This window comes from Paraglaciecola sp. 2405UD69-4, from assembly GCF_047525415.1.
GTDB lineage: Bacteria > Pseudomonadota > Gammaproteobacteria > Enterobacterales > Alteromonadaceae > Paraglaciecola.
On the sequence record NZ_JBLIXM010000002.1, the window covers coordinates 340,304 to 367,051 of the forward strand.

At 39.5% G+C, this 26,748-nt stretch carries 18 protein-coding genes; 8 read left to right on the forward strand and 10 right to left on the reverse strand.

Translation table 11 applies throughout. The annotated features are described in order from the left end of the window. Positions 1-127: 127 nt before the first annotated feature. The 6 genes from ACMUMK_RS08070 to ACMUMK_RS08095 all read right to left on the reverse strand — a co-directional run bounded on the left by ACMUMK_RS08070 (position 128) and on the right by ACMUMK_RS08095 (position 3,264). A complete protein-coding gene (locus tag ACMUMK_RS08070; RefSeq protein ID WP_414700620.1) occupies positions 128-325 on the reverse strand; it encodes a hypothetical protein in 198 nt (65 codons plus the stop codon). 76 nt (positions 326-401) lie between these two features. Next, positions 402-785, reverse strand: a complete 384-nt coding sequence (locus ACMUMK_RS08075) for a hypothetical protein (protein WP_414700621.1) — start codon at positions 783-785, stop codon at positions 402-404. Positions 786-1,248: 463 nt separating this feature from the next. After that, on the reverse strand, positions 1,249-1,539 hold the full coding sequence (locus tag ACMUMK_RS08080; RefSeq protein WP_414700622.1) for a DUF805 domain-containing protein: 291 nt from the start codon (positions 1,537-1,539) through the stop codon (positions 1,249-1,251). A gap of 92 nt (positions 1,540-1,631) precedes the next feature. Continuing rightward, positions 1,632-1,862 (reverse strand): hypothetical protein, encoded by a 231-nt coding sequence (locus tag ACMUMK_RS08085; RefSeq protein ID WP_414700623.1) that lies wholly within the window; start codon positions 1,860-1,862, stop codon positions 1,632-1,634. Positions 1,863-1,983: 121 nt separating this feature from the next. Next, positions 1,984-2,451: a hypothetical protein gene (locus ACMUMK_RS08090; protein ID WP_414700624.1), complete on the reverse strand. Its 468-nt coding sequence runs from the start codon at positions 2,449-2,451 to the stop codon at positions 1,984-1,986. Between the two features lie 411 nt (positions 2,452-2,862). Further along, a complete protein-coding gene (locus ACMUMK_RS08095) occupies positions 2,863-3,264 on the reverse strand; it encodes a hypothetical protein (protein ID WP_414700625.1) in 402 nt (133 codons plus the stop codon). A 236-nt stretch (positions 3,265-3,500) separates the two neighbouring features. On the opposite strand from ACMUMK_RS08095, the gene ACMUMK_RS08100 reads away from it, so the two are divergent. Then, complete coding sequence (locus ACMUMK_RS08100) at positions 3,501-4,466, forward strand: integron integrase (RefSeq protein WP_133471801.1); 966 nt, start codon at positions 3,501-3,503, stop codon at positions 4,464-4,466. Positions 4,467-4,476: 10 nt separating this feature from the next. On the opposite strand, the gene recD is transcribed toward ACMUMK_RS08100, so the two are convergent. Genes recD through recC form a run of 3 tightly spaced genes read right to left on the reverse strand, consistent with a single transcriptional unit; the run spans position 4,477 to position 13,662 of the window. After that, complete coding sequence (gene recD / locus ACMUMK_RS08105) at positions 4,477-6,450, reverse strand: exodeoxyribonuclease V subunit alpha (RefSeq protein WP_414700626.1); 1,974 nt, start codon at positions 6,448-6,450, stop codon at positions 4,477-4,479. A gap of 13 nt (positions 6,451-6,463) precedes the next feature. Then, on the reverse strand, positions 6,464-10,231 hold the full coding sequence (gene recB, locus ACMUMK_RS08110) for an exodeoxyribonuclease V subunit beta (protein WP_414700627.1): 3,768 nt from the start codon (positions 10,229-10,231) through the stop codon (positions 6,464-6,466). After that, positions 10,228-13,662: an exodeoxyribonuclease V subunit gamma gene (gene recC / locus ACMUMK_RS08115; protein WP_414700628.1), complete on the reverse strand. Its 3,435-nt coding sequence runs from the start codon at positions 13,660-13,662 to the stop codon at positions 10,228-10,230. Before recC ends, recB begins: the two co-directional genes overlap by 4 nt. A gap of 322 nt (positions 13,663-13,984) precedes the next feature. Between recC and ACMUMK_RS08120 the strand changes: the two genes are divergently transcribed. The 3 genes from ACMUMK_RS08120 to ppk2 all read left to right on the forward strand — a co-directional run bounded on the left by ACMUMK_RS08120 (position 13,985) and on the right by ppk2 (position 19,913). Then, positions 13,985-18,247: a S8 family serine peptidase gene (locus ACMUMK_RS08120; protein WP_414700629.1), complete on the forward strand. Its 4,263-nt coding sequence runs from the start codon at positions 13,985-13,987 to the stop codon at positions 18,245-18,247. Positions 18,248-18,263: 16 nt separating this feature from the next. Further along, complete coding sequence (locus tag ACMUMK_RS08125; protein WP_414700630.1) at positions 18,264-18,791, forward strand: hypothetical protein; 528 nt, start codon at positions 18,264-18,266, stop codon at positions 18,789-18,791. Between the two features lie 351 nt (positions 18,792-19,142). Then, a complete protein-coding gene (gene ppk2 / locus ACMUMK_RS08130) occupies positions 19,143-19,913 on the forward strand; it encodes a polyphosphate kinase 2 (RefSeq protein ID WP_414700631.1) in 771 nt (256 codons plus the stop codon). An 85-nt stretch (positions 19,914-19,998) separates the two neighbouring features. Here the strand turns inward: ppk2 and pckA are convergent, their stop codons facing one another. After that, positions 19,999-21,621, reverse strand: coding sequence for a phosphoenolpyruvate carboxykinase (ATP) (gene pckA / locus ACMUMK_RS08135; RefSeq protein ID WP_414701388.1), 1,623 nt, complete (start codon positions 21,619-21,621; stop codon positions 19,999-20,001). Positions 21,622-22,252: 631 nt separating this feature from the next. Between pckA and ACMUMK_RS08140 the strand changes: the two genes are divergently transcribed. From ACMUMK_RS08140 to ACMUMK_RS08155, 4 genes are all read left to right on the forward strand, one after another. Then, positions 22,253-23,497, forward strand: a complete 1,245-nt coding sequence (locus tag ACMUMK_RS08140) for a GGDEF domain-containing protein (RefSeq protein ID WP_414700632.1) — start codon at positions 22,253-22,255, stop codon at positions 23,495-23,497. A gap of 106 nt (positions 23,498-23,603) precedes the next feature. Further along, positions 23,604-25,835, forward strand: a complete 2,232-nt coding sequence (locus tag ACMUMK_RS08145) for an ATPase, T2SS/T4P/T4SS family (RefSeq protein ID WP_414700633.1) — start codon at positions 23,604-23,606, stop codon at positions 25,833-25,835. A gap of 196 nt (positions 25,836-26,031) precedes the next feature. After that, positions 26,032-26,379 (forward strand): lactoylglutathione lyase, encoded by a 348-nt coding sequence (locus ACMUMK_RS08150; RefSeq protein WP_414700634.1) that lies wholly within the window; start codon positions 26,032-26,034, stop codon positions 26,377-26,379. 192 nt (positions 26,380-26,571) lie between these two features. After that, the gene (locus tag ACMUMK_RS08155) at positions 26,572-26,733 is read left to right on the forward strand and encodes a hypothetical protein (RefSeq protein ID WP_414700635.1); all 162 of its coding nucleotides are present in this window, start codon (positions 26,572-26,574) and stop codon (positions 26,731-26,733) included. Positions 26,734-26,748: the final 15 nt, after the last annotated feature.

Genomic DNA, 26,748 nt, shown 5'->3' on the forward strand with positions numbered 1-26,748 from the left:
TAATTAACATGACTGTCCAGTTAGTCGCTGTTCTACTGAATATGAGCTTTATCCAGCGCAAAAGTCCTATAATCGGGTAGCTGGAGGTTAGACACCTCGGGCTACCCGATTAGTTTACCGATACATCTTACTTTACATCTTTGTCTGATGGATTGTTAAAACCACCCGGAGCATTGTCTTCGACATCTGCCACAATAACAATTATAAACATTGCAACAACAGTAACACCAAATACAACCCAAAAGCTAAGCCCAGAAAAATACGAAATAACTCCCGTAACACAACTCGCAATTATAATACTCACTGTCATAGTTGGAATATGCATATTTATTTCACTGGTAAACTAACACTTACTTAAGCGGCGAAAATTGCTTTTTATTTTTGTCCGCTTCGAGTTTTTGTTATACATGCGATTCGCCTCGATTTTGGAAGTCCTTATAATCACTTCTAAGCGAGATAAGGAACAATGATGCTATTAGTAACCAATAGCAAGTTCCAAATAATTCCGAAAAACCATTCAAAGTAACGTTTGTAACCGTAGCAATAATTAAAACAATCATTTCGATGACACCAAGTGCGACTGCCCAATTTTGGCGGCGTTTTAGACCATAAACTATAAAGGCATTTAAAATAGCTACTGCAACAAAAATTGCTGAAATGAGAATTAGGTTAAGAGCGGTATCGTTGCCAAGCAGCCCGCCTATGAAAATACCCATATGTGCTAAAACTGCAGCAATCACTGAAAACAAAGTCAAAAAACTAAAACCTACCGCTGATCCTTTCAACCTAACCTCCATTGTCTAGTAGTATGTATAACGCTTTTTATAAATGGCGCGCGTTGTTTGCGCGTCCAGTGAAGGCCGTTTTTTGGCCGTAACGAAATTTAATAAACTTGTTATATGCCCGCATATTTACTGCCATTAAAGTTTTGCTTTAAGTTTTAATAAGTAAAAAGTAACACCCAAAAATGTAGCCAGAGATGCTAACCCAAGCCAGAAGGATAACAAATAATAAATGACGGTTGCGCCTCCACTGTGGAGTGTAAATATACCGCAGTCATAACCACATATTTCCATCCGATAAAATGACCAAAGAAAAACTACAAAACAAAAAATAAAGACAGATAATGCTAGTTTTCTAAGTTTCATAATATTCATTTAAAGTAACTAGAACCCCATGGGCATATAACGCCTTGGTCACCGGGAAATTAGGAGCGCAGCGAGTAATTTATCCGAGTGCAGCAACTTGTTATGATTCTTCCTGAGTTAACTTTTCAGATTTCTTGCATCCGAAGTAAAAAGCTTGGAACAGACCAACAAATGGAATAATCGCCCATAATGCCAACCAAGGATTACTACCAAACCCTCTAATGCGGTTTGCTAGAACATGAATAAGGATTACGAGAAAAACTAATGATGGTATTGCATCGGCACCTTCTCCAGCTACCGCCTTAGCCATTCCCATAACAAATGAACCAACTAAAATAATTGGTATACTTAATAACCAAAATTTCATTCTACTATATTCTGCACCAAACATACTTTCTCCAATTTTAATGATCATAACGATTTGCATATGGGGATTTTAGGAGCGCCTTTTCAGCGAGTAAAATTCCCACCATAATGCGCTTGTTAGTTGTACTTTGGAGATATTTTTAACTTTTTCATAGTTCTGAAAAACTCAAATACTCCCCAAAAACCAGAGCCAATTATGCCCACTTGCCAAATTTCAATTGAGTTAAAACTAAATGTATCGGAGTAAATGGCAAGACCAACCAATTTACCTAGCTGAAAAATACCCGCTAAAATTACGAGTAAACAAATAGTTAATAGAAACCACTTTAAAAAATTTGATTGATGCACGATTGCTCCTTAAATGCGTGTACAACTAACGCCCCAATAAGGGGCTGATAATGCTTGGCTAAACTTGTGTAGCGAAGCGGAACCGAGCCAAGCTTTAGCAGTCCCGCGCTTAATTGGCTTGTTAGCTATACTTTTCCACCAAATGTTCAGTTAGGCTTTTTACTAGCCAAAAGTATAAAAATTCCATTGAGAAAAATAGTAACCAAATCAATATAAAGCCTTGAAATATTGCCCCCTCTTTAAAAGGTGTACTCTCTGGAGCAAATATTGGTAAAGTACTAAAGCTATAAATCATCGGCGACATAATTGTTAATAGTAAAATAAGCTGGACAATTACAGCGATAAAGCCTTTTGCAAGAAACTTAATAAAGGGGGATTTAGGCAAAAATGGATCGAATAACTTAACCAAAGAAGAATGATCTTTTATTAAGCCAAATATCATTATAAATCCCAAAACCATTGCAACAATATGCAATGGCCAAAAATACTTTATTAATTCATCAGTGAGCAGTTCAAGATTAACAACTAATGCCATTGTTATAATAACGGAAATTAGTGAAACTGATTTTAGAATAGTTTGCTTCTGCATACTTTCCCTGTATAGCTAACGCCCGCAGTATAGCTAACGCTTAAGCTAAGCAGAAAACACGAAGCGTTTTGGCCGAAGGCCAGCGAGTGGTTTTCTGATTGAGCTTTTTGTTAGCAGCCGCATTGCGTACTGCTGTTTGATTTGATTGATGAACTAACAAACTGTGACTTCCTTTGTTGAATTGTATTGCTGCATATCCCTGCCTTTTGGTTTGTCAGTATTTGATGATTTATATTGCCAGAACTTACCGATTAGGTGAACTACTTTTACCGACCGTGATGCGCTAAAAAGCTAACCGCTTTGCACACCACTTTTAGGTAACCAACTAAGAATAAGCTTTGGCATGCTAACACCGCGTTAAGCGGCGAAAATTGCTTTTTATTTTTGTCCGCTTCAACGTTTTGTTAGGCGTCAATTCAACCATTTTGACTTATATCCTTTCATCAGCATCGAATATGACATCATGCCTGCCATAATACTCGCAAATCCAGTGAAAACACTAAAATCAGATTTACCAGAAAGAAAATGAGTAAAAACAATTCCTAATCCAAAAAGTATTACTCCTAAAGAAACTAGGAAACTAATATGAATAAGTATTCTGCAAAATGTCTTTATTCCTGGCTCATCAGAATAGCAAATTACAGCTGCCAGAGTTGCTAAACAAACAGGGATTATTATTGTAAAACGGATGGGGAAATTTCCAAACTCAATTAGCCCGTTGATTACATGGTAAACACTCACAGGCAGCATCACACATGACATGTGCAATCCAAGTGCTAAACCAATTCTCAGCCAATCAGACTTGAGAGTCATACAAAACGCCTAACAATATTAATAAGTAGCAAACACCCGTGTTTAAACACGGGTCTTTGCCGTATATATACATGAGGTTATTTTAGGCATGTAGGATAAGTTATTGCAACGAAAACGCTTTTTTTAAATCTGTGATCGGGTGATGTAGAAATACGGCGATTACACAAGATCTTGCATATATACGGGTTTAGCACTAAAACTGTAATTATATACAGTTAATTGATTGGAAAAATCTAATGAATAAATCACCGTTTTTAATTCATATTAAGGAAGTCATGTATCAGCGCAACTATGCCAAAAAGACCATAGAAAGCTACATCCATTGGATTTACCGTTTTATTTGCTTTCATAAAAAACGTCACCCAGCACAAATGGGAGATAATGAAGTTGAGGAATTTTTAAATCACTTAGTCATAAAATTAGATGCAGCCCCTAGTACGCAGGCAAGTGCCCTTAATGCATTGGTTTATCTTTATAAGGACATTATTGATAAACCGTTGAAGATAAAGCTCAACTTTGTAAAAAGTACTCGGCAGAGGAAATTACCTGTAGTGTTGACAGTTGAAGAAGTTAAAGCACTTTTCTCTTACGTCAATGCAAATAATAAACTATTAGTATCCTTACTTTATGGTAGTGGGTTGCGATTAATGGAGGCGGTTCGTCTGCGGGTTAAAGATGTAGACTTTGATTTTTCATGTATAAAAATTTGGTACGGAAAGGGTGGTAAACATAGGGTTGTGACTCTAGCTCCAGAGCTTCACAAAGCTCTTCGTAGTCAAATTGTTTCGGTAGAGCAATATCTTATCTCAGATCTCACACATCCAGAATATGCTGGGGTTTACCTACCAAATAGATTACGAATGAAGTATCAAGGAGCAACTCGAAGCCTTCAATGGCAATATTTATTTCCAAGTGTAAAACTCTCTATAGATCCTGAAAGTAACCTATTGAGGCGACATCATTGCGATGAAACAACCATACAAAAAGCAGTACGAAATGCCGCCAAAAAAGCTAACATACCTAAAACAGTGACACCTCATACGTTACGCCACAGTTTTGCCACTCACCTATTACAGTCGGGTGCCGATATTCGCACCGTTCAAGACCAGCTAGGCCATGCAGACTTGCGTACCACTCAAATATATACCCATATATTACAACGTGGCGGCAACTCAGTAGTCAGCCCTTTATCTAGGCTATAAAACCGCAGCATCACACCAACCTCACCGCCAAGCCACTACCGCGAACGCACTGCTGTTTAAGGCTTAGCATTAGTGCTTTTTGCTCTGCAAATAACATAAACTGCTTTTTAGCTCGGGTAAGGCCTGTGTATATTAGCTCACGGTTTAACCCTCGCCCTTGGTTATTAGGGGTAAGTGGCGGTAAACATAAATATACTGACTCAAACTCTGAACCTTGGCTTTTGTGTATAGTCATGGCGTAAAGGGTTTCTACACTTGGTAAACGGCTTGGTAGTAATCCCCTTATTTCACCATCTGGGGTGATAAACCATATCTTAGTAAGACTAGGATTATTTGGATCAGCCATAACTAGGCCTATGTCGCCATTAAACAGCTTTAATTGATGGTCATTCTTAGCGAGCATAACTGGGCGACCTATGTAAAAGTCTTTGCTGGTATCTATCAAGCCTTGCTTAGATAACTCATTTTCTATTAGTGCATTTAGTTGATTAACGCCCCAGAAACCATTTTTTTGAGCACATAATACTTGCTGGGTTTGTAACAGTTTAAAGCTTAGGTGAATGTCTCCTTGAGACAGGGCTTTAAGATAAGCTTTGTAAACAGGTAATAGCTTAACAATTAAGGTATTAAGTATTTCATTGGCCACAGCTTGTGTATTGGTTTGGCTGGGTTGATACCAATCTATATCGTTAAACTCTGTGCCACTTAACAAAGAAACACACTTTGCCCCCTGCCCTTTGTTTATATGTTTGGCTAACTGACCAATGCCGCTGTCATCTTTAAACCTGTGACTTTTTAGCAAGGTCACTAGGTTATTTTGTATAAGACTGGTTTTAATAGACTTTGGCTCTGCCACCGTATAATTCGCTAAATCCATCAACTCTGACAAGGTTTGCTGCAGAGGTGCCCCGTACAAGTTCAGTGACTCTATTGAATCTGTGGGTGATTCGCATGCAGCGCAAATATCTGATAACACACTTCCGGTTTCAACCGAGGCAAGTTGGTCTTTATCACCAAGCAAAATAACGTGGGCGTGAGTGGGTAGTGCAGCAAATAATTTAGTCATTAGTGGCAAATCAACCATAGATGCTTCGTCTAACACTAAAACATCTAAATGCAGCGGATTACTGGCATTGGCTTTGAAGTACGGGCTTTGTGGTTTAGCGCCCAATAACCTATGAATAGTTTGACACTTTTCAGGTAAATCGTTTTGTAGGTCCGCTGGGAGTTTTAGTTTAGCGGCACTGATAGACTCGGTTAACCTAGCCGCCGCCTTACCAGTTGGCGCCACCAATTGAATGTTTAAAGGTTTACCTTTGCGTATGCTGTCTGTGGCAGCCAAGCCTTGAAGTAAAGCAAGTAAGCGAGTCACAGTGGTGGTTTTTCCTGTACCTGGGCCACCGGTAATAAAGCTTAATGATTGGCTTACCGCCACACACACTGCCACTTTTTGCCAGTCAACTGTATTGTCTATAGTGCTAATCTGGCTAGGCTCAGTTACAAATAAACGCTTTAACAAAGCCTTGGCTTTAGGAATATCAAAGTTATTGGTTACTGCTGCTTTTTTACGAATGATCGCTGCAAGTTGTGCTTCATATTGCCAATATCGCTGTAAATATACTTGGCCATTGTCAATAACTATGGGTTTGCTTACCTTGCTTTCAGCTTGGTCTTTATCTAAATCTAAGTTCTTTATGGTGTGAGCCTGTGCTAAGTAACCTAGCAGCACTGAGGTTTCTGGAAATACATACACGCCCAAAAATGGTTGGCCTAAGGTTTTTAAATCAATACATGTATGTTGTGCACCAGCTTGTGCACTTAAGTGGGCTGCAAGTAAGCAAATACAGTATCTAATGGGTTGAGGTAAGTGCTGTTCTTCGCTGTAAATAAAGTCAGCAAAGGCTAAGTCTATGGCGCGAATTCTGCCACTCGCTAGCAATTGCTCTAATGCTGACTTTAACCCTTGGTTTGTGTGAATTTGCATTAACATTAGCGGCTCACCATAGATCTAATTGTCCTTGTTGGTTAGGGCTTTCTAGCGTTTCCTCTTTTTGTAACCTTGTGGCTTGCTCGGGTGTTATTGCAGTTAACTTGTCAGAAAATAAATCATCTAACTGCTCAATCAATGATTGTTCAGGTAACACAAAATACACGCCATTGCCTGGCACGCTTTGGCTCATACCCCGCAAAAATAAGTAGTATGCGCCACCAATATGTGTGCTGTACTCATAATTGGGTAACTTATAATCTAACCAGCGATGTAGGGCTAAAGTGTAAAGTATGGCTTGTAAATGATAGTCGTGCTCTGTCATGGCTTTTTCCATAGCACCTAAATGATAATCATCGTAGCTGTCGCCCAAGTGATTTGATTTATAATCGGCTACATAAAATTTGCCGTTAAATTCAAACATTAAATCAATAAAACCTTTAATCATGCCGTTAAGTTCTTCGAACTGGTAATCTCTAACATGTTGCTTTGAATACTGGTTAATTATGCGGTTAAAGTCTTGCACCTTTACTTGATGTAATGGCATGTGAAACTCCATTTCTACTTTAACTTGCCTAGGAGCTAACTGGGCTAGGCTCAAATTAGGCGTTTCAAGGGGGTCAGAGTCTCTACTAAAAGAGCTTTTTAACACATCTTCTAACCAAGTCTCTAAACAGACTTGCCAGGACTCATCAATACCGAACCATGTTGCCTGTTGTTTAATTACATCTGCTAGCTGCTCTGGTTGTTGTAAGTCTATGTTTTCTAATACACCATGGAGAAACGAACCAGCATTGGCCCCTCTTTCAAAGTTAAAAGGGGTTTGTATGACTTCAGCTAAACTTGTGTCGTCAATGCCATCCTCAATTGGGGTGTGCTCTTGTGTGGGGTCAAGCCCTTCATCTTGCCCTGGTGACGGCATATCTAAATGCACTTGTTGGCTACTTATTGCCGAATAGCTGGTTAAACGCCAAGTACGTTGCACAGGCTTAGGCAAGTGCAAAACCTGTAACGTTTGAGACGTCCTAGATTGATTTTTACTGGTTGTTACTATGTTTGAAGGTTCAATTTCAACTTGTGTAAAGCTGCGATAAGACACATCGCATACTTGAGTGAGTGCATTTATTTTTGCGGCTATAGCGTCGTCGGTTATTGGCGGCAGTTCTGCTGCTTCTGCATCACCTTTTGTAAACATAAGTAAACTGCCTAGGGCTGACAGCGCAAAGCCCGACTCTTTTTTAGACTTACCTAGGCTTACATTCCAAACGCCAACACTGCAGTAATATATGGCCCGGGTAACGGCCACATAAAATAAGCGTATATCTTCTGCTAGTCTTTCAAAGTCTGCCTTCTGGAGGTTTTTATCTTGGGTTAAAAAGTCTACTTCTAGATCTTGGTCTTCGTTGTGATACAAGGCTTCTTTTGTATTTTTATAACTGCTGGCAAAGGGTATAAATACCAAAGGATACTCTAGCCCTTTAGATGAATGTAAGGTAATGATTTGCACTAGATTTGCGTCGCTTTCTAAACGCATTTGTTGGCTATCACTTTGGTGATCAGGCTCTAGCAAACAATTCTCGTACCAGTGAATTAGCTGTGCTTCACCGATTAGCTGAATACTCTGTTGCTGTAAAAGTTCACTAAGGTGACGCAGATCTGTCACTCTACGTAAGCCGTCGCTAAAGTATTGTATTAACCCTTGCTCAACATTGAAGTAGTCTAATACTTGGTTAATTGCCTTTATTATGCCGTGTTTTTTCCAGGTTTGATGCCAATAAGCGCTCAGCTCTAATACTTCTTGCCAACGGGCTTCATCATTAAATAGTGCGTCTAAGGCTTTGTCATTTAAGGTAAATAACTCACTTAATAATGCTGTTTTTAATAGTCGTTCGTCTGTTGGCTGACTAAGGGCTTTTAATAACCTAAGTAAATCTAAAGCCACCTGAGTCGAAAACACACTGGTTCGAGACAAAAACACACTGGCAACATTCACCGATGCTAATGCGCTTTTAATGATCTGGGCTTCGTTGCGGTTACGTACAAGGACGCAACAATCAGCTGCTGTCAAAGTTTTACCATTTAGTTGCGCTTGGCCTGTTTCAGCCAACAGCAACCAATGTGAAATCTGCTTAGCCGTGGCCAAAGCAAGTTTATCGTAGGCTTCACTGGCAAGAGTAACAGGGCTTTTCTCACTTCTTAAGTGTAAAAAGTCTAGGCATGGAACAGCGTCACCTTGCACTCGTAATCCCGCTAAGTTGCGCCCTGCCCCAACGGGTTGAAACGGTATGTTTTCCTCAAACAAGAACCCTTTAGCGCTGCGACTAAACACCTGATTAATTGCGTTAATTAAGTCAGGAGCGGAGCGCCAATTGGTGGCTAAAGTAAAATGCTTATCACTAGGTACCCATTGTTTAGCTTTTATATAAGTAAAGATATCGGCCCCCCGAAAGCCATAAATGGCTTGCTTAGGGTCGCCAATCATAATCCAGCAGGTATCTTGCTCTGCTGAAATTTGATTATCATCGCTAGTTGTTCCGTAAATCCTCTGGAAAACTTCAAACTGAATTGGGTCTGTGTCTTGAAATTCATCTATCAAAGCAGCAGGGAAATTATTCACTATAGTACTGGCTAAGCCTTGTGAACTAGGGCTAGTTCCGTCTTGCACTGGAGTTTCGGACTGAAGGCGTAACGCCCGCTGCAGCCCGGCTAATAGGTCTTCAGGTGATAACAGGTGTAACCTTTGTTTGTGAGACGCTAAGTTTGCAGACACCACAGACATAGCATGTTCACTAAAGGCTATTTTTATAGTGTTTTGACATCGGGTCAGCGCACTTTGTAATGCCTCAAAACGGCTAAAATCGAGATGAGATAAATCCGCACTGCCCTTTTTCTTTGCTTTTTCGACTTTTTCTGGGAAAAACAAATTCCAGCCATCTTTGTCAAAATCAATAAGCAAGATATCGCTATTACAAAATGCCTGCATAGCTTGTAAAAAAGGTAGTTTGGCCAGTTTATTACGCCCACTTAGATTGGCTTTCGACAGCTGTTCGGTTATGTTTTCTGTCAGCCACCAATGTTTAACTTTGGCTACCTGTTCGGCATATTCTTGAGCACAGCTAATGGCAGTTTCTATGCTCATAGTTTGATTTGGCTTGGCATGCTGGGCTAATAAGCCAGAAATATTCGCCAACATACTTTGTGGTGTGTTCCATTGCTCTAGCAGTATCTCTAGCGTGTAAGGGTCTAACCTAGTTACATGCTTACGCCAATAGTCTTCTGCCGCCATTTTTAGCCATTCGGTTTCATCCAAAATAAAGCTCTGCTCGTACATTGCTCCACTTTCAAAGGCATGTTCGGTAAGCGCCTTGTGACAAAAACCATGAATAGTATAGACAGCCGCTTCATCCATTTGCTTACTTGCCAAAGATAAACGCTGGCAATCTAGTTCTATATTGTCGCTTTGCTCAATAAGCTGCTGAATAAAAGGGTCGTCACTCTTTTTTGCGAAAAACGCTAGGTGAGCATCTCGAAGGCGCTGACGAATACGCTCTTTTAGCTCTCCGGTAGCAGCATTGGTGAAAGTCACCACCAAGATTTGCTCTACGCCTAAGGCTTGGCAGCCTCGCCCAAGTAATAGTCTTAAATACAAATTAACTATGGTGTAAGTTTTACCTGTACCTGCACTGGCTTCTATCAAAGAAGGACCATACAAAGGAAACGAGATTGAATCTAATGGCTGCATGTGTAACTCTTGAGACTGATTGACCTGTGTGCTCACTTATCACCTCCTTGTTCGAGTAAAGGCATGAGTAATTCCTCAGATAGCTCAGTAAAGGCGTCAAAATGCATGTTTAAATCAGGGCAAACTCTTTGTATGTGAGCATCATCTGCATCTCCTTTTGAAAAGTTATCTCCTTCAAAGGCCTTGATGGTTTTTCCTACGTCTTGGGTGTTAACCCATTGCCATGCAGCTTCAGGATAAAAATGTAATATTTGGGTATGCCCTAACTGCCAATATTTAATCCATACACTTAATTGCTCAGCTGCTTGCTGGGGCTCAATTGCAGGCAAACTGTATGCCTTGCCTACATTTAGAAAATACCCTTTATCTAAGATAACTTTGCCCCCTTGGGCACATAAAGCCAGCCATTGTAAATAAAGAGCAATACGGTCTTTAGATCTTAATTTACCACTGCGCCAAAGTAACAAATTAGGCCCATAGAGGTGATGTATTCTTCCTGTTAGCAGGGTGTCGTTTAGTGTTAGTGCTATATCAATATTTTGCTCTTGATACATACTTGAATCTTCAAGTAAATCAGCATTTGATTGACTCAGTTCAATAATTTGTTTTGCCAAATCTGAGCTTTGAGTCATTAGCGGCCTTAAGGCAAGATCGCCAGTGTAGGCAGTTGGTAATCTACCTTCTGCCCTAAACTGTTCTATTATTGACGCGTTTGAGTTTTGATTGGATTGGTTTACAAACTGGCTTAGCTGGTGCTGCACTAATCTATCAATCAAAATATATTTATCTAAGCCATCAAAACCAAAGGGCTCTTCATCACTACTAACCTGCCCTAGAGAATAAAAGCGAGACTGCCAGCGATGCATAATAAAAGCCTTAGCTGGGTTTTCATAAAACTGAATCAATTCATCTAAGGTTACTTGATTGGCATCCCAATCACTTTGGTTGGCGTCTATGGCTTCATCAGTGCTATTTGCTGTCAGCGTGTTAAAGGCATAGGGAGTCAACGGCTGGTTTGTTTGCTGTGCTATGCGCTGCTGTTTTATATTAAAACTAAACGTCTTAGGATGGCCGTACTCGTTAGCTTGTGCATCAAAGTAGGCCTTATCAAAAGGTTGCAATTTATGATGGTAGCTTAAATGAGCCAGAAGATTTTTTTCGGTTTCTTCTGCCTTTAATGACAACTGCCCAGATAAGCTAAAGCCATGTTGGCAATATTCTAATAACTCACTGAGTAAAATAGAGGGTGCCAGAGGGCTGTTGTCTTTTTGGCTGAAACCTTGATAGCTAAAATACAGTTGTTCTCTAGCAGAAAGTAAGGCTTCTAAAAATAGGTAACGGTCATCTAATCGTCTAGAGCGATCCCCTCGTTTTACGGGGGCTAAACGCATTAAATCAAATCCCATTGGAACACTTTGCCTGGGGTAATCAGTATCATTTATGCCCAACAAGCAAACCATCTTAAAAGGAATACTTCGCATTGGCATTAGGGTACAAAAGTTAACATAGCCTGCTAAAAATCTTTGCCCTACGCCCTTTTCTTGAATGTTTTGCTGTAGTTCACTAACAAAAATATCTTGGTCAATATCCTCAGTAAATTGTGCAGTATGGGCAGTTAAGTTTTCTAAGGTTTCCCTTAAAATTTGTAAATCGGTCTGCTCACTTTCATCGGCCTGATACATCTCCTCTAGCAAAGTTAAACCAAGCTCTACCTTTGATTGAAGGGACTGCTGCTCTTGGCAAAACGCCAAAACTTTAAGTAATAAACCTGTGAATTGATAACACTTACCCAATGCTACAGCCTGCTGGCCTTCTATATCATCGTAAGCAGATACATCCCCTTGCGTCCCTTGATATAACTCGCCACTTGATATGGCATATCCAGCTAATAACCTTTGCAATCCAAACACCCAGGTATTTTGCTGTTCAGCGGGCAAATCCCAACGGGCTTTATCTTGTTGATCCCAGCCCCAGCGAACCCCAGCATCCGTTAACCAATGCTGCAATAATTCAAACTCTTGTAATTCGATAGTGAACTTACGCTGGATGGCCGGCACTTCTAATAAAGACAATACATCAGACAGGGTTATGCGACTTTGATGCAACTTGATAAGCTGTAAAAAACTTGCGATTAATGGCGAAACCTGTCCTACATTTCGATCTGATATCGCAAAAGGAATAGCCAGCTCACTTTCAACCGAACCAAACACTCCTTCTATAAAAGGTGCGTAGCTGGCTACATCTGGCATCATCACTATAACATCACCAGGGTGCCAACTTGGGTTATCTTTGAATCGCTTTAAAAGTTGGTCGTGCAGCACCTCAAGCTCTCGTACCTTAGAGTGACAGCCATGGACTTGTAACGAATTGTCGTTTAGCGCAATTTCTACTTTTGGACACTGGATACCATTAGATAATAACTCTTTTGCATCTAACTCTTGCGTACTTGCCCTAAAAGCCAGATTGTTTATATCTGTTTGAATATGCTCTAGTAAGGTTTTTGGTTGGGTCTCAATAAAACAGTCTTCTTGCTGTAATTCAAACCCGAGTAACATATCTTGGTAATCTCTACCCAGTTTCCCCCATGAAGCCAACAAAGGATTACCAATATCCAGAAACTCAGCTCCTATTTGTTGTACATCTGATTTAGAAGCATGAGCTAACTCTGTTAATTTTGCTTTTTCTTGGGTTTTCTTATCTACAATATCTCCCCAATAATGCTGGCTGGGGTTAAACCAAAATATTAAAACATCTCTGGTGTTAGATAGTGCTTTAAGCACTTCTAATTGCTGTAATGGCATTGCAGAAATACCAAATACCATAAGGGGCTTGGTCGACGTTTGCTCTTGGGAATACAGCTTCTCTAATAAGGTATCGTGAAGATTGGCACGATGAAACTGTGACTCACCTAAATGTTTACTATAAGACACCAAAGCCCGCCATAGAACGGGTTGCCATGGGTGAGCCTCACAGATCCTTGGGTCATCAGTATCCGGTAGTGTATTAAAACCTGCTTCCCAGTGGTTAATCCAGTCAGGCCTATACACTAAATATTGGTCATATACATCAGCAATTTTTGAGGCTAGCTGATACAGTTTTAAAGGCGGCGCATCCGTTAGATATTGCTTTATTGACGCAAATTTTTCATCTTCAAACAAGCTCGGCAAAATTGCCATTAACTTCCATGCCATATTGGGCTTGGTAAATGCAGATTGTTCGGGTAGCTCTTCTACATAGGCTTGATAAAGCTGCCAAATAAAACTCGAAGGTAAAGGAAAATCTATGTTTGCGGCTATTCCTAGTTTTTCAGCTATTTGAATCTTTAACCACTGAGACATACCTGGACTTTGCACTAGGACTTGATCAGCTTCAAAAACCGATTCTCCTTGGCCTGCCGAGTCTTGCAAACAGTTAATTAAACTATCTGCTAAACATTCCATTTTGTTTGACTGAATCAAATACAACATAACTTTTGTACTGGCCACCTACTGTAAAAATAGTTTATAGAGTTTATCAAAGTCTATGATTTTAATATAAATTTAATTCAAGCTATGAATAACGCGGGTGTGCAAATAATTCCGAGAGTATATCGCTGTTAAAACAATCACCACAAAAGAAATATTAGGAATTCACCATGTAGACATGATGTATTTTTATGTTTACAGTTAAATTTGGGAATGTTTAGGTTTGCCCTATGAAGTACGTAGTATCCCTGTTGTTCATATATAAGGAATTGTGAATGAGTTAACTCAGACACAACATAATAAAACAAATATGCAGGAACATTTAATGAAAATTAAACCAATAGTAGCAGGGGTATCTACTGCAATAGTGTTAATGGGAGGCATATCTTTAAACACTATAGCAGCGGAACAATTACCAACAGAAAAAAAACTAGAAACGTTAAAGGCAGTCAAAGTAGAGAAACAGTTAAAATCAACTTCAAGAAATACCAGACAAGTATTTACCAAGCAAGAAGGAGTAACTGGGAAACAAAAGTATATCGTGCGCTTTGAAGAAGATTCACTTGTAGCACATATGGCAAAATTAAAAGGAGGTAAACGCTCAGCGTCAAAGCTTAATTCAAAAAGCAGAGACAGCAAAGCTTATCTCAAACGCCTAAAAAACAAACAAGAAGGAATGGAAAAAAAGATAAAAGGAAAGCTATCTCGCTCTCTTAATGTCAAGAGAAGATATCAAGCAGCGATAAACGGTATCGCTATGGAAATGACACAAGAAGAAGCGCAAGAAGTTGCAAAGTTAGCAGGCGTCACCAAAATTGAAGTGGATCGTGAAGACACCATTCAAACAGATAGAGGACCTACATACATTGGCGCCCCCGAGTTATGGGCAGGTGCAACTAACCTAGAAGCAAAAGGTGAAGGCATTGTAATAGGCATACTAGACAGTGGTATTAATGGTGATCATCCATCATTCGCTGCCGTAGGAAGTGATGACTATGAGCATGTAAACCCTCTTGGTGAAGGTGTTTATTTAGGTGAATGTGATCCAGGCAGTGATGACTACAACGCCCTTTCTGTTTGTAATAGTAAGTTAATCGGACGATACCTCTTCATTGATGCAACACCTACAGAAGACAGCTCTGAAGATACTGACGGGCATGGTAGCCATGTAGCAAGTACTGCTGGTGGTAACTTTTTATCAGCCCCCGTACTTGATGCAGAAGGCAATGAATCAGGCCTTAATATCGAAATATCAGGTGTTGCACCTCATGCAAATATCATAGCCTTCCAAGTATGTGCTCCTAGCTGTTTTGCTAGTGATAGGGTTGCAGCCGTTGAACAAGCAATATTAGACGGACAAGTGGATGTACTAAACCACTCAATCGGTTCGTCGACACCAGTTACTATCGATCCTTGGACTGACTCGGTTGATTTAGCATTCTTAGCCGCTAGAGAAGCAGGTATTACTGTAGTTAATTCAATAGGTAATAATGGTCCAGATCCTTCTTCTTTAGGTAGCTCTGGTGCTCCTTGGTTGAGCAATGTTGCAAACTTTACTCACGATAGAGAAATTGCACCTAAGTTCATTGATGGATTCACAGGTGGAGACACTGAAGGTCCGTCAGTATTAGAAGGTGCAGGCATAACTGCAGGATTAGATTCTGCCCCTATTGTTTACGCGGCTAACTATGATAATGGTGATGCTGAGCCAGAACAGTGTTTAGTACCGTTCCCAGAAGGAACATGGACTAACGGAGAAATTGTAGTTTGTGACCGTGGTACCATTGCCAGAGTTGATAAATGTATCAATGTTAGGGATGGCGGCGCAGCTGGTTGTGTATTAACAAATATCGATGACGGTGCTACAGGTGTAAGCAATGACGCTCATGTTATACCGGCTATTCATGTGGAAGCTGACGCAGGAAACCAAATTAAAGCTTGGTTATCAACTGGTTCAGGGCACACAGCGAGTATCAGTGACAGTCTCCAACCATTTGGTAGTAATCCAGAGTTGGGAAGCATTGCAAGTAGCTCAACTTCACGAGGGCCACACCTTGGTCAAGACTACTTACCTGTAACCTTTGGTGCACCAGGTACAGACATATATGCGGCATTAGCTGATGGAACTGAGTATGGTTTTTTAAGCGGTACCTCAATGGCAAGCCCACACGTAGCAGGAGCAACGGCTCTACTTAAACAAGTACAACCTGAATGGACAGATGCTGAAATTCTATCTGCATTAGCCACCACGTCAGATAGCCAAGCTTTTAAAGAAGATGGCGTTACGGCTGCGGACCCATTTGATATGGGTGCAGGTATTATTCGTGTTGACTTAGCAGCGGAAGCTGGCTTGTTGATGGATGAAAGTATTGCTAATTTTGAAAATGCGGACCCTTCGTTAGGTGGTGATCCAACAAATCTTAACGTGCCTGGTTTAGTCACCAGAACGTGTGTTATTACCTGTACGTGGACAAGAACCTTTACTGCAACCACTGACGGTAGTTGGTCGGTTTCAACCACAGATAGCACTATTGTGGCGAGTCCAGAGAGCTTTGATCTGAACGAAGGTGAATCTCAAAGTGTAGTGATAACGGTTGACAGTACTGAGTTTGAAAACGGTACATGGGTGCATGGTCAAATAGACTTTACTCCAGCAGGTGATTTACCTGACCAACATCTAACTGTTTCTTTTGTTCCATCGACAGGTGAATTACCTGACGAAGTGAATATTAGTGCTACACGAGATCAAGACTCTTATTTATTAACGGGTTTAGAAGCTGCAGAAATTTCTGACTTACAAATTTCAGTAAGTGGTTTAGCTACCCCTAGCACAACTGAAATAAGCGTTGCTGGAGATTCTGATAACTCAACTCCATATGATAATTTATCAGATGGTGTTTACTACTCATTAATTGATGTATCAAGCTCAGTTTCTAGAATAGTAGCAACCACCTCAGATGCAACATCAACGGCGCCAGATATAGACGTGAGAATTGGTTATGATTCAAACGGAAATGGTTTACCTGATGAGTCTGAAGAACTGTGTATAAGTGCCACAGCAACCGCTGAAGAGAGTTGTAGTATTACCTCTCCTCAAAGTGGTGAATGGTGGGTCATGGTACAAAACTGGGGACCATCTAATGCAGAACAAGACACGGTTGTATTAAGTACAACTCTTGTAGACGCAGATGAGAGTAACCTAGTTGTAACTGGTCCTAGCGTTGTTAGTGAATTAACGCCTTTTGACCTTCGTTTAAACTATGACTTAACAGGCTCAGTACAGGAAGATGTTTATTACGGTGTTGTAACACTCGGGTCAGACAGTGAAATGACTGACAACATTGGTAGCATTCCTGTCACCATAACGAGAGTTGCTGACGATGTATCTTATGCAGTAAGCAGTGACAGCGCCGTAGCAGGTGATGTCTTGACCTTTAGTGTAGAAGTGGCAGCTAATAATACTCCAGAAGACAGGAATTATAATATTGCAGCTAATATTCCAGATGGGTACACCTTAGTAAGTGGTTCAATTACTGGTGATGGTGAATTAGCAGATGGATTAATTACTTGGAACTTGTCTCAACCTTCGTCTCTGAACGCTACTCCAGCGTATAGCATAACAACTAGTAACGACAGTGCATCATGTGCGGCTCCGTTTGCTAATAGTGGTGCCTATGTTGATTTAGAACAGTTTGGAATATTACCCAACGCAGGTATAGAGGGTGACACTGTGACCTACTCAGCGTTTAGTGGCCAAAACTTTAATTTCTTCGGAAATACATTTACTGGTGGCTTTAACTTTACTGATGATGGATTCATATTCTTTGACGGAACAACAGCTGGTACTACACCTTGGGTGAACTTACCAATTCCAGATAGTTCAGATCCAAACAACCTAATAGCTGTACTATGGCGGGACTTTGTTATCCCTGCTGCTAATACGACACCAGGTTCTGTTGTAGGTGTATCTCTTGCTACAGCAGGTTCTGATCTTACCATCATAGAATATGACAATATGAAGCTTTACCCAGGAACAGGTCAAGATAGTATTGATTTCCAAATGTCTATCACAGGTTTTGTTGACGACACACCAGGAGCTTATGAGATTGTTATGGCTTTTGACAACGTCGAAACGTCAGAAACTACAGGTACCATTGGTCTAGAAGATGCTACAGGCACTACCGGTGTTCAATATACCTTTAATGGTGTTAACGTAACCGATGGTATGGCAATTTGTTACGACTTACAGAGTGTATCTGTAGAGTCAAAGACACTAAGCTACCAAGTTACTGTGGATAATGACGCTTCTGGCAGCATTACATCTGAACTATCAAATAGCGTTGATAGCATAGGATCTGTAGAAGTGACAGAGTCTGTAACTGTTGCAATTGAGTCTGCAGAAGTTACAGGTGATTGGGATGCCGATGGTGACGTCGATACTGACGATATAAAAGGGCTTTTCTCAGCGATACTATCTCGTCAAGACATTGACTTAGCATTTGATTTGAATGGCGACAGTCTTGTAAACTCAACAGACGTTCGAGTATTACAAACGCTTTGTACTCGCGACTTTTGTGCAACTAATTAATTAAAAGGATATAAAAATGAAAATAGGTAAAATTATATTAATGTGTTTGTGTTTACTTGGGTTTCAAGCTAATGCAAATTTAATCGAAATAAACTTGGATAAAACAGAGTTAGCACCAAACGACATACTTAATGTTACTTTGCTCGCAAACTTTACAGACTCTATAGACGGATTTGATTTCGATTTCGTTTTTGATACAAATATCTTTAGTTTTGTAGATGACTCTGAAGATACTGATATACCAAACGCTGGTTTCTTTTCAATTTTTGCAGTTGCAGCAAACTCTACGGGCTTAGGTATAGGCTATCTAGACTTTTTTGATTCAATAAATGGGGAATATTACATCTCTTTCGCTTTGGAAGCTTTGACAGCCGGCACTAGTACTTTTGATTTAGAAGTCAATTTACTAGAAAATTCATTCTTAGGTGTGAACTACACTCTTGATGATGTCGACAGTAAAACTGCCTCTGTACCTGCTCCAGGCGCATTAAGTATTCTATTTATAGCATTAGTCGCAATGACTAGAGTTAAACGTAGAAATTAGTAAAAACGGCTAGTATTAGCCTACACCCTATCAGTTAAGAATATTTACTTAACACTTTGGGTAATAAAATTAAAAATCCTGTGATTACGATCACAGGATTTTTTTTATGCCTGTCATCAAGTTTAAGAATCAATATTAACCGAGTAATCTAAATTCAGCTCACCCCATATGTTTCAAGAGCAGTTTTACTCACAATCGCTAAAGAAAGCCTTTGAACATTTAAGTGCCATTACTTTGTTTAAAAAGTGAAGTTTACCGCTAAACCTAATATAAACTAACTTTTCTTGATGCCTGTCTTTAAGAGCTTTAGTCTATGATTTCTAAATCGATTATTAAGGTAAAAAGTTCATCATGAAGAAATCTAATTACCAAAAACATCTTGCTAAACTACAAATTGAACTTGCACACCTGCAAGAATGGGTACAACAGACTGGCCAAAAGGTAGTGGTTATCTTCGAAGGCAGAGATGCCGCTGGTAAAGGTGGAGCAATAAAAGCGATAACCGCTAAATTGAATCCTAGGGTTGTGCGCATAGCGGCGCTTAGTAAGCCCACCGAGCGAGAAACCACTCAGTGGTACTTTCAACGTTATGTAGCCCACTTACCTGCTGCTGGTGAAATAGTGCTTTTCGACAGAAGTTGGTACAACCGTGCCGGAGTAGAAAAAGTAATGGGGTTTTGCACTGAGCAGCAATATCAAAATTTTCTTCACACCTGCCCTGCCTTTGAAAACATGCTAATGGATTCGGGGATCACCCTTATTAAATACTGGTTTTCAGTTTCAGATGAAGAGCAAGAAAAACGATTTCAAGAAAGGCTAACAAATCCATTAAAACGCTGGAAATTCTCTGATATGGACTTAGTGTCTCGAAGTAAATGGGCAGAATACTCTAAGGCGAAAGACTTGATGTTTGAATACACAGATACTAAGCACAGCCCTTGGTATGTTGTTGATGCCGATGATAAAAAAGCTGCTAGGTTAAACTGTATTGACCATATGTTATCTAAAATTGAATATCAGGCGGTGCAGTACCCTAGCGTGACATTACCAGAGGTAAACAAAACATCTTATCAACGCCCCCCGAACAATCAATATAATCACATACCCAAGAAATACGAATAAAAAAAAGCCAACGGAATTCAAATAAATTCTGTTGGCTTAACAGTTGATGGTTGGGTATCAACTTTGAAAGTATAGCCTAAATAAATTATAAATGTGGGCCTGATAAAGTTAATGCTTTGCCTTCTTCGTTATCTGTAAATTTTTTAAAGTTTTCGATAAACAATTTAGCTAACTCTTGGGCTTTTGTATCCCACTCACTTGGGTCTTCGTAAGTACTAGTTGGGTCCAGTATCTTGCTATCTACACCAGTGAGAGATGTCGGAAATTCTATATCAAAATATGGCATGGTTTTACATTCGGCCTTTTCTACTTCTCCACTTAAAATGGCATCAATAATGGCTCGAGTATCTGCCAAGCTAATACGCTTACCAGTACCATTCCAACCTGTATTGACTAAGTAAGCCGTCGCGCCTGAGTTTCCCATTCGCTTTTCTAACACTTCAGCATACTGTGTAGGGTGTACACTTAAAAACGCCTGCCCAAAACATGAAGAAAATGTAGGTGTAGGATGATTAACCCCTAACTCTGTTCCTGCCAACTTAGCAGTAAATCCAGATAAATAGTGATACTTGGCTTGTTGACTGCTTAGCCTAGATACAGGTGGAAACACACCAAATGCATCAGCGGTTAAAAAGATAACTTTTTTCGCATGCCCTGCCTTACTTACTCCCTTAACGCGATTTTCAATATGTTCTATTGGATACGAGACTCGGGTGTTTTCGGTTCTTGAATTATCAAAATAATCTGGTACTCCATTATTTACCACCACATTTTCAAGTAAAGCATTACGGCGAATAGCATTATAAATCTCAGGTTCTTTATTAGGGTCCAAGTCTATGGTTTTGGCGTAACAGCCCCCTTCAAAGTTAAAAACTCCATCATCATCCCAGCCATGTTCATCATCACCTATCAAAGCACGATTAGGATCCGCCGAAAGCGTGGTTTTACCTGTACCAGACAAGCCAAAGAAAATAGCGGTATCATCATCTTTAGATACGTTTGCCGAGCAATGCATTGATGCGATACCTTGCAGTGGTAAAAAGTAGTTCATCATTGAAAACATACCCTTTTTCATTTCACCGCCATACCAAGTACCACCGATAAGTTGCATTTTTTCTGTCATGTTGAAAGCAACAAAGGTTTCGGAATTAGTTCCGAATTTTTTAAAATCAGGATCAGAGGTTTTAGATGCGTTCATCACTACAAAGTCAGGTTCAAAGCCATCTAACTGCTGTTCTGTTGGGCGAATGAACATGTTTTTCACAAAGTGTGCTTGCCATGCCACTTGCATCACAAACCTAACCTTTAATGCAGTATTTTCGTTGGCCCCACAAATTGCATCCACCACATACAAATCACTATTAGACAGCTGTTTTTGGCTAATGCCCTTTAAGTGCTCCCAAGTTTCCATATTGATGGGTTTATTGTCATTGCCATTTTCTTTGGTAGTCCACCAAACTGTATCTTTAGTGGTGTCATCTTTAACAATAAACTTATCTTTAGGAGAGCGACCGGTATACATACCTGTATCAACATTTACAGCGCCAGAATCGGTCAGCGTGCCTTTTTCAAATCCGCTTAACTTCGGATCAGTTTCAGCTATGAACAAGTCATCAAAACTTGGATTGTAGAAAATTTTTTTTATGCCAGTCAGTCCAACTGACGCTAAATGAGTACGTACTTTTTGCTCTAAGTCACTTTCTATCATTTCGGGTTGTAGCTCTGAAACAGTCATATTTTTATCCTTAGTCAAATAACCTTTAACGTGTGAATATTTTCATCAACGAGATAGACCGAAAATACCTTTCCCCTATACAAGTAAAGGCTGCCAAGCTGTACTTGTATAGTTTTTATACACAAAAAACTGACCTAAGTCAGGGTAGCTAAAGATATGTTAACTATAAGCGGCGTGAATAAGCCCTTGCGGAACTCTTTAAAGATAAAATATTAATGAGCTAGGGTTATTAGTGACTGCGTCATAAAAAATATACCCAAAAGGGTAACGCTATAACACTCAATAAATGTTTTCAGCAACTCAAAACCAATAAGACACCCCCTTAATAAACAACCAGCTAAGGGCCCATCAATATTGGCGTTGTATAAAGGCTAAACAATCATAAATGGTAATTATTAAACCCGAAAAAATTAACTGTCACATCACAAGGTTAGCTTATTGAAAGCAATAAAAGGGTATGAATCCACACACTGTACTATGTAAGAAATTGTTTTATTGTTAAATCACAGACAACTTTGACGTTTACTTTGTAGCTCCTCATTAGAAAGGAAAAGGCAACGCATAACAGTATATAAATCTACTTATTACAGATAACGGTAAAATTATGACAAAACTTGCAGACAAAGAAACGACTCAGTCAAGGGTTACCAAATTATATAGCGCCTTAACTTCTATTATATTTGTGCACATCTTAGCTGCTGCCGCACTCATATATTCAGTACAACCTATTATAGATACTCAATTACTTTATAACTGGGGTGCTGGGTTTATATCAGTATTTATAATTAGCTTTATCCTCAAAGCGATGTACAACAGTAAGGTGAATGAGACTAATCGTAACATTTCGAAATGGGCTAATATTTACGTCGTAATCAACCTTTTATATACATTGGTTTTTGCGGCGGCTTATAGCTATGTGGCATTTTTACAAACACCTGACCTAACACTCACCGTTACCATTATCATGGCAATGCAAGTAGCATGTTTAGTTATGTCAAACCTTAGCTCTAGACAAACAATTATTGCGGTAACTATCCCCCTTGTCCTGTCATTTAGTGGTGCTTTGGTATATTTTTCAGCCCCTTATGCACAAGAGTTAACTATTAGCTTAGGTGTATTTACCAGTCTGTTAGTGGCCATTACGTTCGGTGTTAATCGTGTTTACAATACCGCAGTGGCTTCTAGCCAAATCCTTGCGAAAGAGCTTAAAGAAAATAAACAAATACGGGCTAAACTTGAAAATAATTCGTTTATTGATATCGCGACTAATATTTATAACAGACGTTTTTTCGACTTAATGCTGGATGAAAAAATTAGACGAGCCAAACGTGTGGGCAATAATTTAAGTTTAGCCATATTAGAAGTTGATTTTTTTAACGAGTATCGTAATCACTATGGGCAAGAGAAAACGCAAAAAACCATGCAAAAAATTGCAGAAGTTTTAAGTAATGCTACCCATAGAGGTGGAGAGTACATGACAGTATTTGACGACAACAAGTTTGCGTTAATTGCTTCTAACGTTCCCACCAAAGAAGCTGTCGCTTTTACTGGAAAAATGGCACAACTTATTGACCAAGCGGATATTAAAAATAGTGTCTCTGGTGTTGATGATTCAGAAAAAATCACCTTAAGTATAGGTATTTCCGAGTTTCAACCAGGCAATATCATTGATGTTGATGAAATTATTTTACAGGCATTATTTGCTTTAGAAACAGCCCATACCCTAGGCCACAACAACATACAAGTTTATGATTATAAGAACATTAAATCATCTAATGATAAGAAAACTGCTTTTAATAGTCCTACCACTAAGCCTTATCTAGTGACAGATGAACCACGCTCAGCCTAAACTTTAACAGTTGAGCGACTTTTGGCCTTAGAGCACTAAACCTAATTGTTACAAGCAGTCAGTAGCATTAATAAATTTAACGATAATCTCATTAAGCGACCTTCTTATGTTAAACGAGTCATTGCGATCTAATTTAATTGAAAGTATCCATGCAACAGTACATCAATACCCTAACCTCGAAACGGCCTTTTCTGATATTGAACCGCTAATTTTAGCGGCATTCAATGCCCAGCGGTTATCTCTTTTTCAAAGACGCACTCGTAACAGAGATTTAGTGGCTAGACATAAAACTGGCTCACAACCGCGAGAAATTAAAGTGCCCTTAAATACTCAGTCAATAGCTGGGTACGTTGCAATGGCTCAACAACCTGTTGTAATAAACGACCCATACGACCAAGAGTCCATCAAAAGCATTCACTCTAAATTACAATTTGACAAAAAATACGACCGATTAATACGTTTTAAAACCAGTAACATTTTGTGCGTACCTATCAAACACAAAGGTATTCTATTAGGTGTATTAGAGATACTAAATAAAGAAACAGGTGACTTTGATAGCAATGATTTAGAGTTAGCTTTAGGTATAAGCGATATCTTAGGTGAAGCCTACCAATATGAATTAGGTGGGACTTCAAAGCCTTTCGAATACCTAGTTCACAAGGGGTTACTTGAGCCAAAAATACTGAATAATCTGTCTACTAGCTCAAATATTAAATATGCTACCTATTTATTAACAACAGAATATGACATTACAGAAGAGCAAGTAGCAGAGGCTTTGTCGATTTACTATCAAACCCAGTATATTGCCTATCTACCTACCCAGTATCACGCGTCTCATACCGAAGTAAAACTAAACAATGAATACCTAAAGCATAATATGGTGGCCATAGTTAAAGATGATAGAGGGCAAATCATCATCTTAATGTTTGAACCAAACAATACTGCGCTATTAATGGAAATAGAAAACGCACTCGGCACAGATAATTATCAATTAGCCTTTAGCTTACCAAACAAGATTTTTCAGTATTTAGGAGAGTCCACAGAAACTGAAACTCGCAGTGAATTTGATGATATTTTAGGTGAAATCCATACCTCAGAAGGTAAAGCTGATAAAACCGAAGAATTTGTCGGAGAAGACGAACCAGCCATAGTGCGTTTAGTTTCAAGTGTACTGTACGAAGCAAAACGCTTAAACGCTTCTGACATACATATTGATCCAGAAGATGGCAGCCCTACCCTAATCAGAATGCGGGTCGATGGCATAGTAAGAGATTTGAACCAAGTGCCAGAGTCTCATCACAATGCACTGGTATCAAGAATAAAAATCATGGCAGGCCTCAACATTGCAGAAAAGCGAATCCCCCAAGATGGCAAGTTAACCTTTAATGTATCTGGTAAAAAAGTAGATGTACGTGTTGCCACCATTCCAACAGTTGTGGGTGAAGGTGTGGTACTTCGAGTATTACCTAGTGGAGATGTTTTACCTTTAGACCAAATAAACCTAGCGGGTCGCAATGTACAAAAGTTAAAAAGTTTAGTGTCTATTCCACACGGAATATTACTGGTTGTTGGCCCTACCGGCTCAGGTAAAACTACAACATTACATGCCATACTAAACCACTTGAACACCCCAGATAAGAAGATTTGGACGGCAGAAGATCCAGTAGAAATAAAGCAATACCGCCTACAGCAAGTGCAAGTAAACCCTAAGATTGGTTTTACCTTTGCCAATGCTTTGCGCTCTTTTTTACGTGCCGACCCTGATGTGATCCTCATTGGTGAAATGCGAGACAAAGAAACTGCCAGTGCCGGTATTGAAGCCTCATTAACGGGTCACTTAGTATTATCTACCTTACATACCAACTCTGCCCCAGAAACCATTACACGCTTGTTAGATCTTGGAATGGATCCCGTTAATTTTTCTGATGCTTGTTTAGGTATATTAGCGCAACGTTTAGTGCGGGTGCTATGCCCACACTGTAAACAAAAACAGAAGATAAGCGATACTGAACTTGCCTATATCAAACGCCAATATGGCCAGCAATATTTCCATGAGCTAGGTATTAATGCTGACACTCACATACATCATGCTAAAGGTTGTACAGAATGTGACAACACAGGCTATAAAGGCCGAACTGGGGTACATGAATTATTATCCATGAGTAGTAAATTACGTAGCTTAGTCTACAAAGGCGCTTCAGTGGCACAGCTAAAAGAGCAAGCAATGGAAGATGGTATGCGAACCTTAGTTCAAGACGCTATACAAAAAGTGATTAAAGGCGATACCGACATTCACCAAGTGCAAGTATTAAGTGGAATAGGCACTGAAATGCATTAAGTTTTTGTGCTAAAGACAAGTTTATTAGGTGTTCAGCTTTTGTTGGGCACCTTATGTATGAGTGGCTTTATTACAAAAGTTACACCACAGCCTGAAAACCAAGGCCCCTACCTTTTATATTCAATACACTTACGGCAACCTCTGTTGTAAAGTATTAGCATCTGTACTCTGTTCGAAGCGAATAAGACCCACCACAATGAAAGTTGATGATATAAGAGCCTTTATCCCCAGTAAAAACTATCAAGAATCCAAATTATTTTACCAAGCCTTAGGGTTTAAAATGGATTACGTATCCGATGATTTATCTTTATTTAGCAAGGGTGAATGCAGCTTCTTTTTACAAAATTTTTATAATGTAGAATTGGCAACAAACCTCATGTTTCAACTCATAGTGTTAGATATAAACCAAGCATTTGATTTAGTTTCTAATATACAAAATATTAATGTTAAATTTGAACCTATATCTCAACAAAGCTGGGGCCAGGTATTTTACTTATGGGGACCTGCAGGCGAACTTTGGCATATTACAGAATTGGCAAGCTAATATCAGCCAAATAAATTTGTTATCATAGACTCAATGCCTCACCTATTCTTAAAATAAGATTAATAAACATCTATGAAAGCAATGCTTACAAAGCTATTTTGGCCAATTTTAAAATTCTTTGAAGTGGGTCAAGAGCCGCCAAACTATAAACCCTCACACCGATTAGCACTCAATGTACTAGGCTACCTTTTTATGTTTTTGTCTGGTGTATCCGCTGTATCAGCCTTTTACTCAGAGATATCAATTGGTGCGCTAGTACCCATAATTGTGTTTTTTACCGTAGGATTTGTCGCAGTTATCGTTGGCTCACTTGGCACCAACCGAGCAGTGGCAAAAGTATGGGGAACCAAATAATTACGCCTCTAACCG

Coding starts and splice junctions, on each gene's coding strand:
- ACMUMK_RS08070 (WP_414700620.1), bottom strand. CDS start 325: ATGCATATTCCAACTATGACAGTGAGTATTATAATTGCGAGTTGTGTT.
- ACMUMK_RS08080 (WP_414700622.1), bottom strand. CDS start 1,539: ATGTTTGGTGCAGAATATAGTAGAATGAAATTTTGGTTATTAAGTATA.
- ACMUMK_RS08090 (WP_414700624.1), bottom strand. CDS start 2,451: ATGCAGAAGCAAACTATTCTAAAATCAGTTTCACTAATTTCCGTTATT.
- ACMUMK_RS08095 (WP_414700625.1), bottom strand. CDS start 3,264: ATGACTCTCAAGTCTGATTGGCTGAGAATTGGTTTAGCACTTGGATTG.
- ACMUMK_RS08100 (WP_133471801.1), top strand. CDS start 3,501: ATGAATAAATCACCGTTTTTAATTCATATTAAGGAAGTCATGTATCAG.
- recD (WP_414700626.1), bottom strand. CDS start 6,450: ATGCAAATTCACACAAACCAAGGGTTAAAGTCAGCATTAGAGCAATTG.
- recC (WP_414700628.1), bottom strand. CDS start 13,662: ATGTTGTATTTGATTCAGTCAAACAAAATGGAATGTTTAGCAGATAGT.
- ACMUMK_RS08120 (WP_414700629.1), top strand. CDS start 13,985: ATGAAAATTAAACCAATAGTAGCAGGGGTATCTACTGCAATAGTGTTA.
- ACMUMK_RS08125 (WP_414700630.1), top strand. CDS start 18,264: ATGAAAATAGGTAAAATTATATTAATGTGTTTGTGTTTACTTGGGTTT.
- ppk2 (WP_414700631.1), top strand. CDS start 19,143: ATGAAGAAATCTAATTACCAAAAACATCTTGCTAAACTACAAATTGAA.
- pckA (WP_414701388.1), bottom strand. CDS start 21,621: ATGATAGAAAGTGACTTAGAGCAAAAAGTACGTACTCATTTAGCGTCA.
- ACMUMK_RS08140 (WP_414700632.1), top strand. CDS start 22,253: ATGACAAAACTTGCAGACAAAGAAACGACTCAGTCAAGGGTTACCAAA.
- ACMUMK_RS08145 (WP_414700633.1), top strand. CDS start 23,604: ATGTTAAACGAGTCATTGCGATCTAATTTAATTGAAAGTATCCATGCA.
- ACMUMK_RS08150 (WP_414700634.1), top strand. CDS start 26,032: ATGAAAGTTGATGATATAAGAGCCTTTATCCCCAGTAAAAACTATCAA.
- ACMUMK_RS08155 (WP_414700635.1), top strand. CDS start 26,572: ATGTTTTTGTCTGGTGTATCCGCTGTATCAGCCTTTTACTCAGAGATA.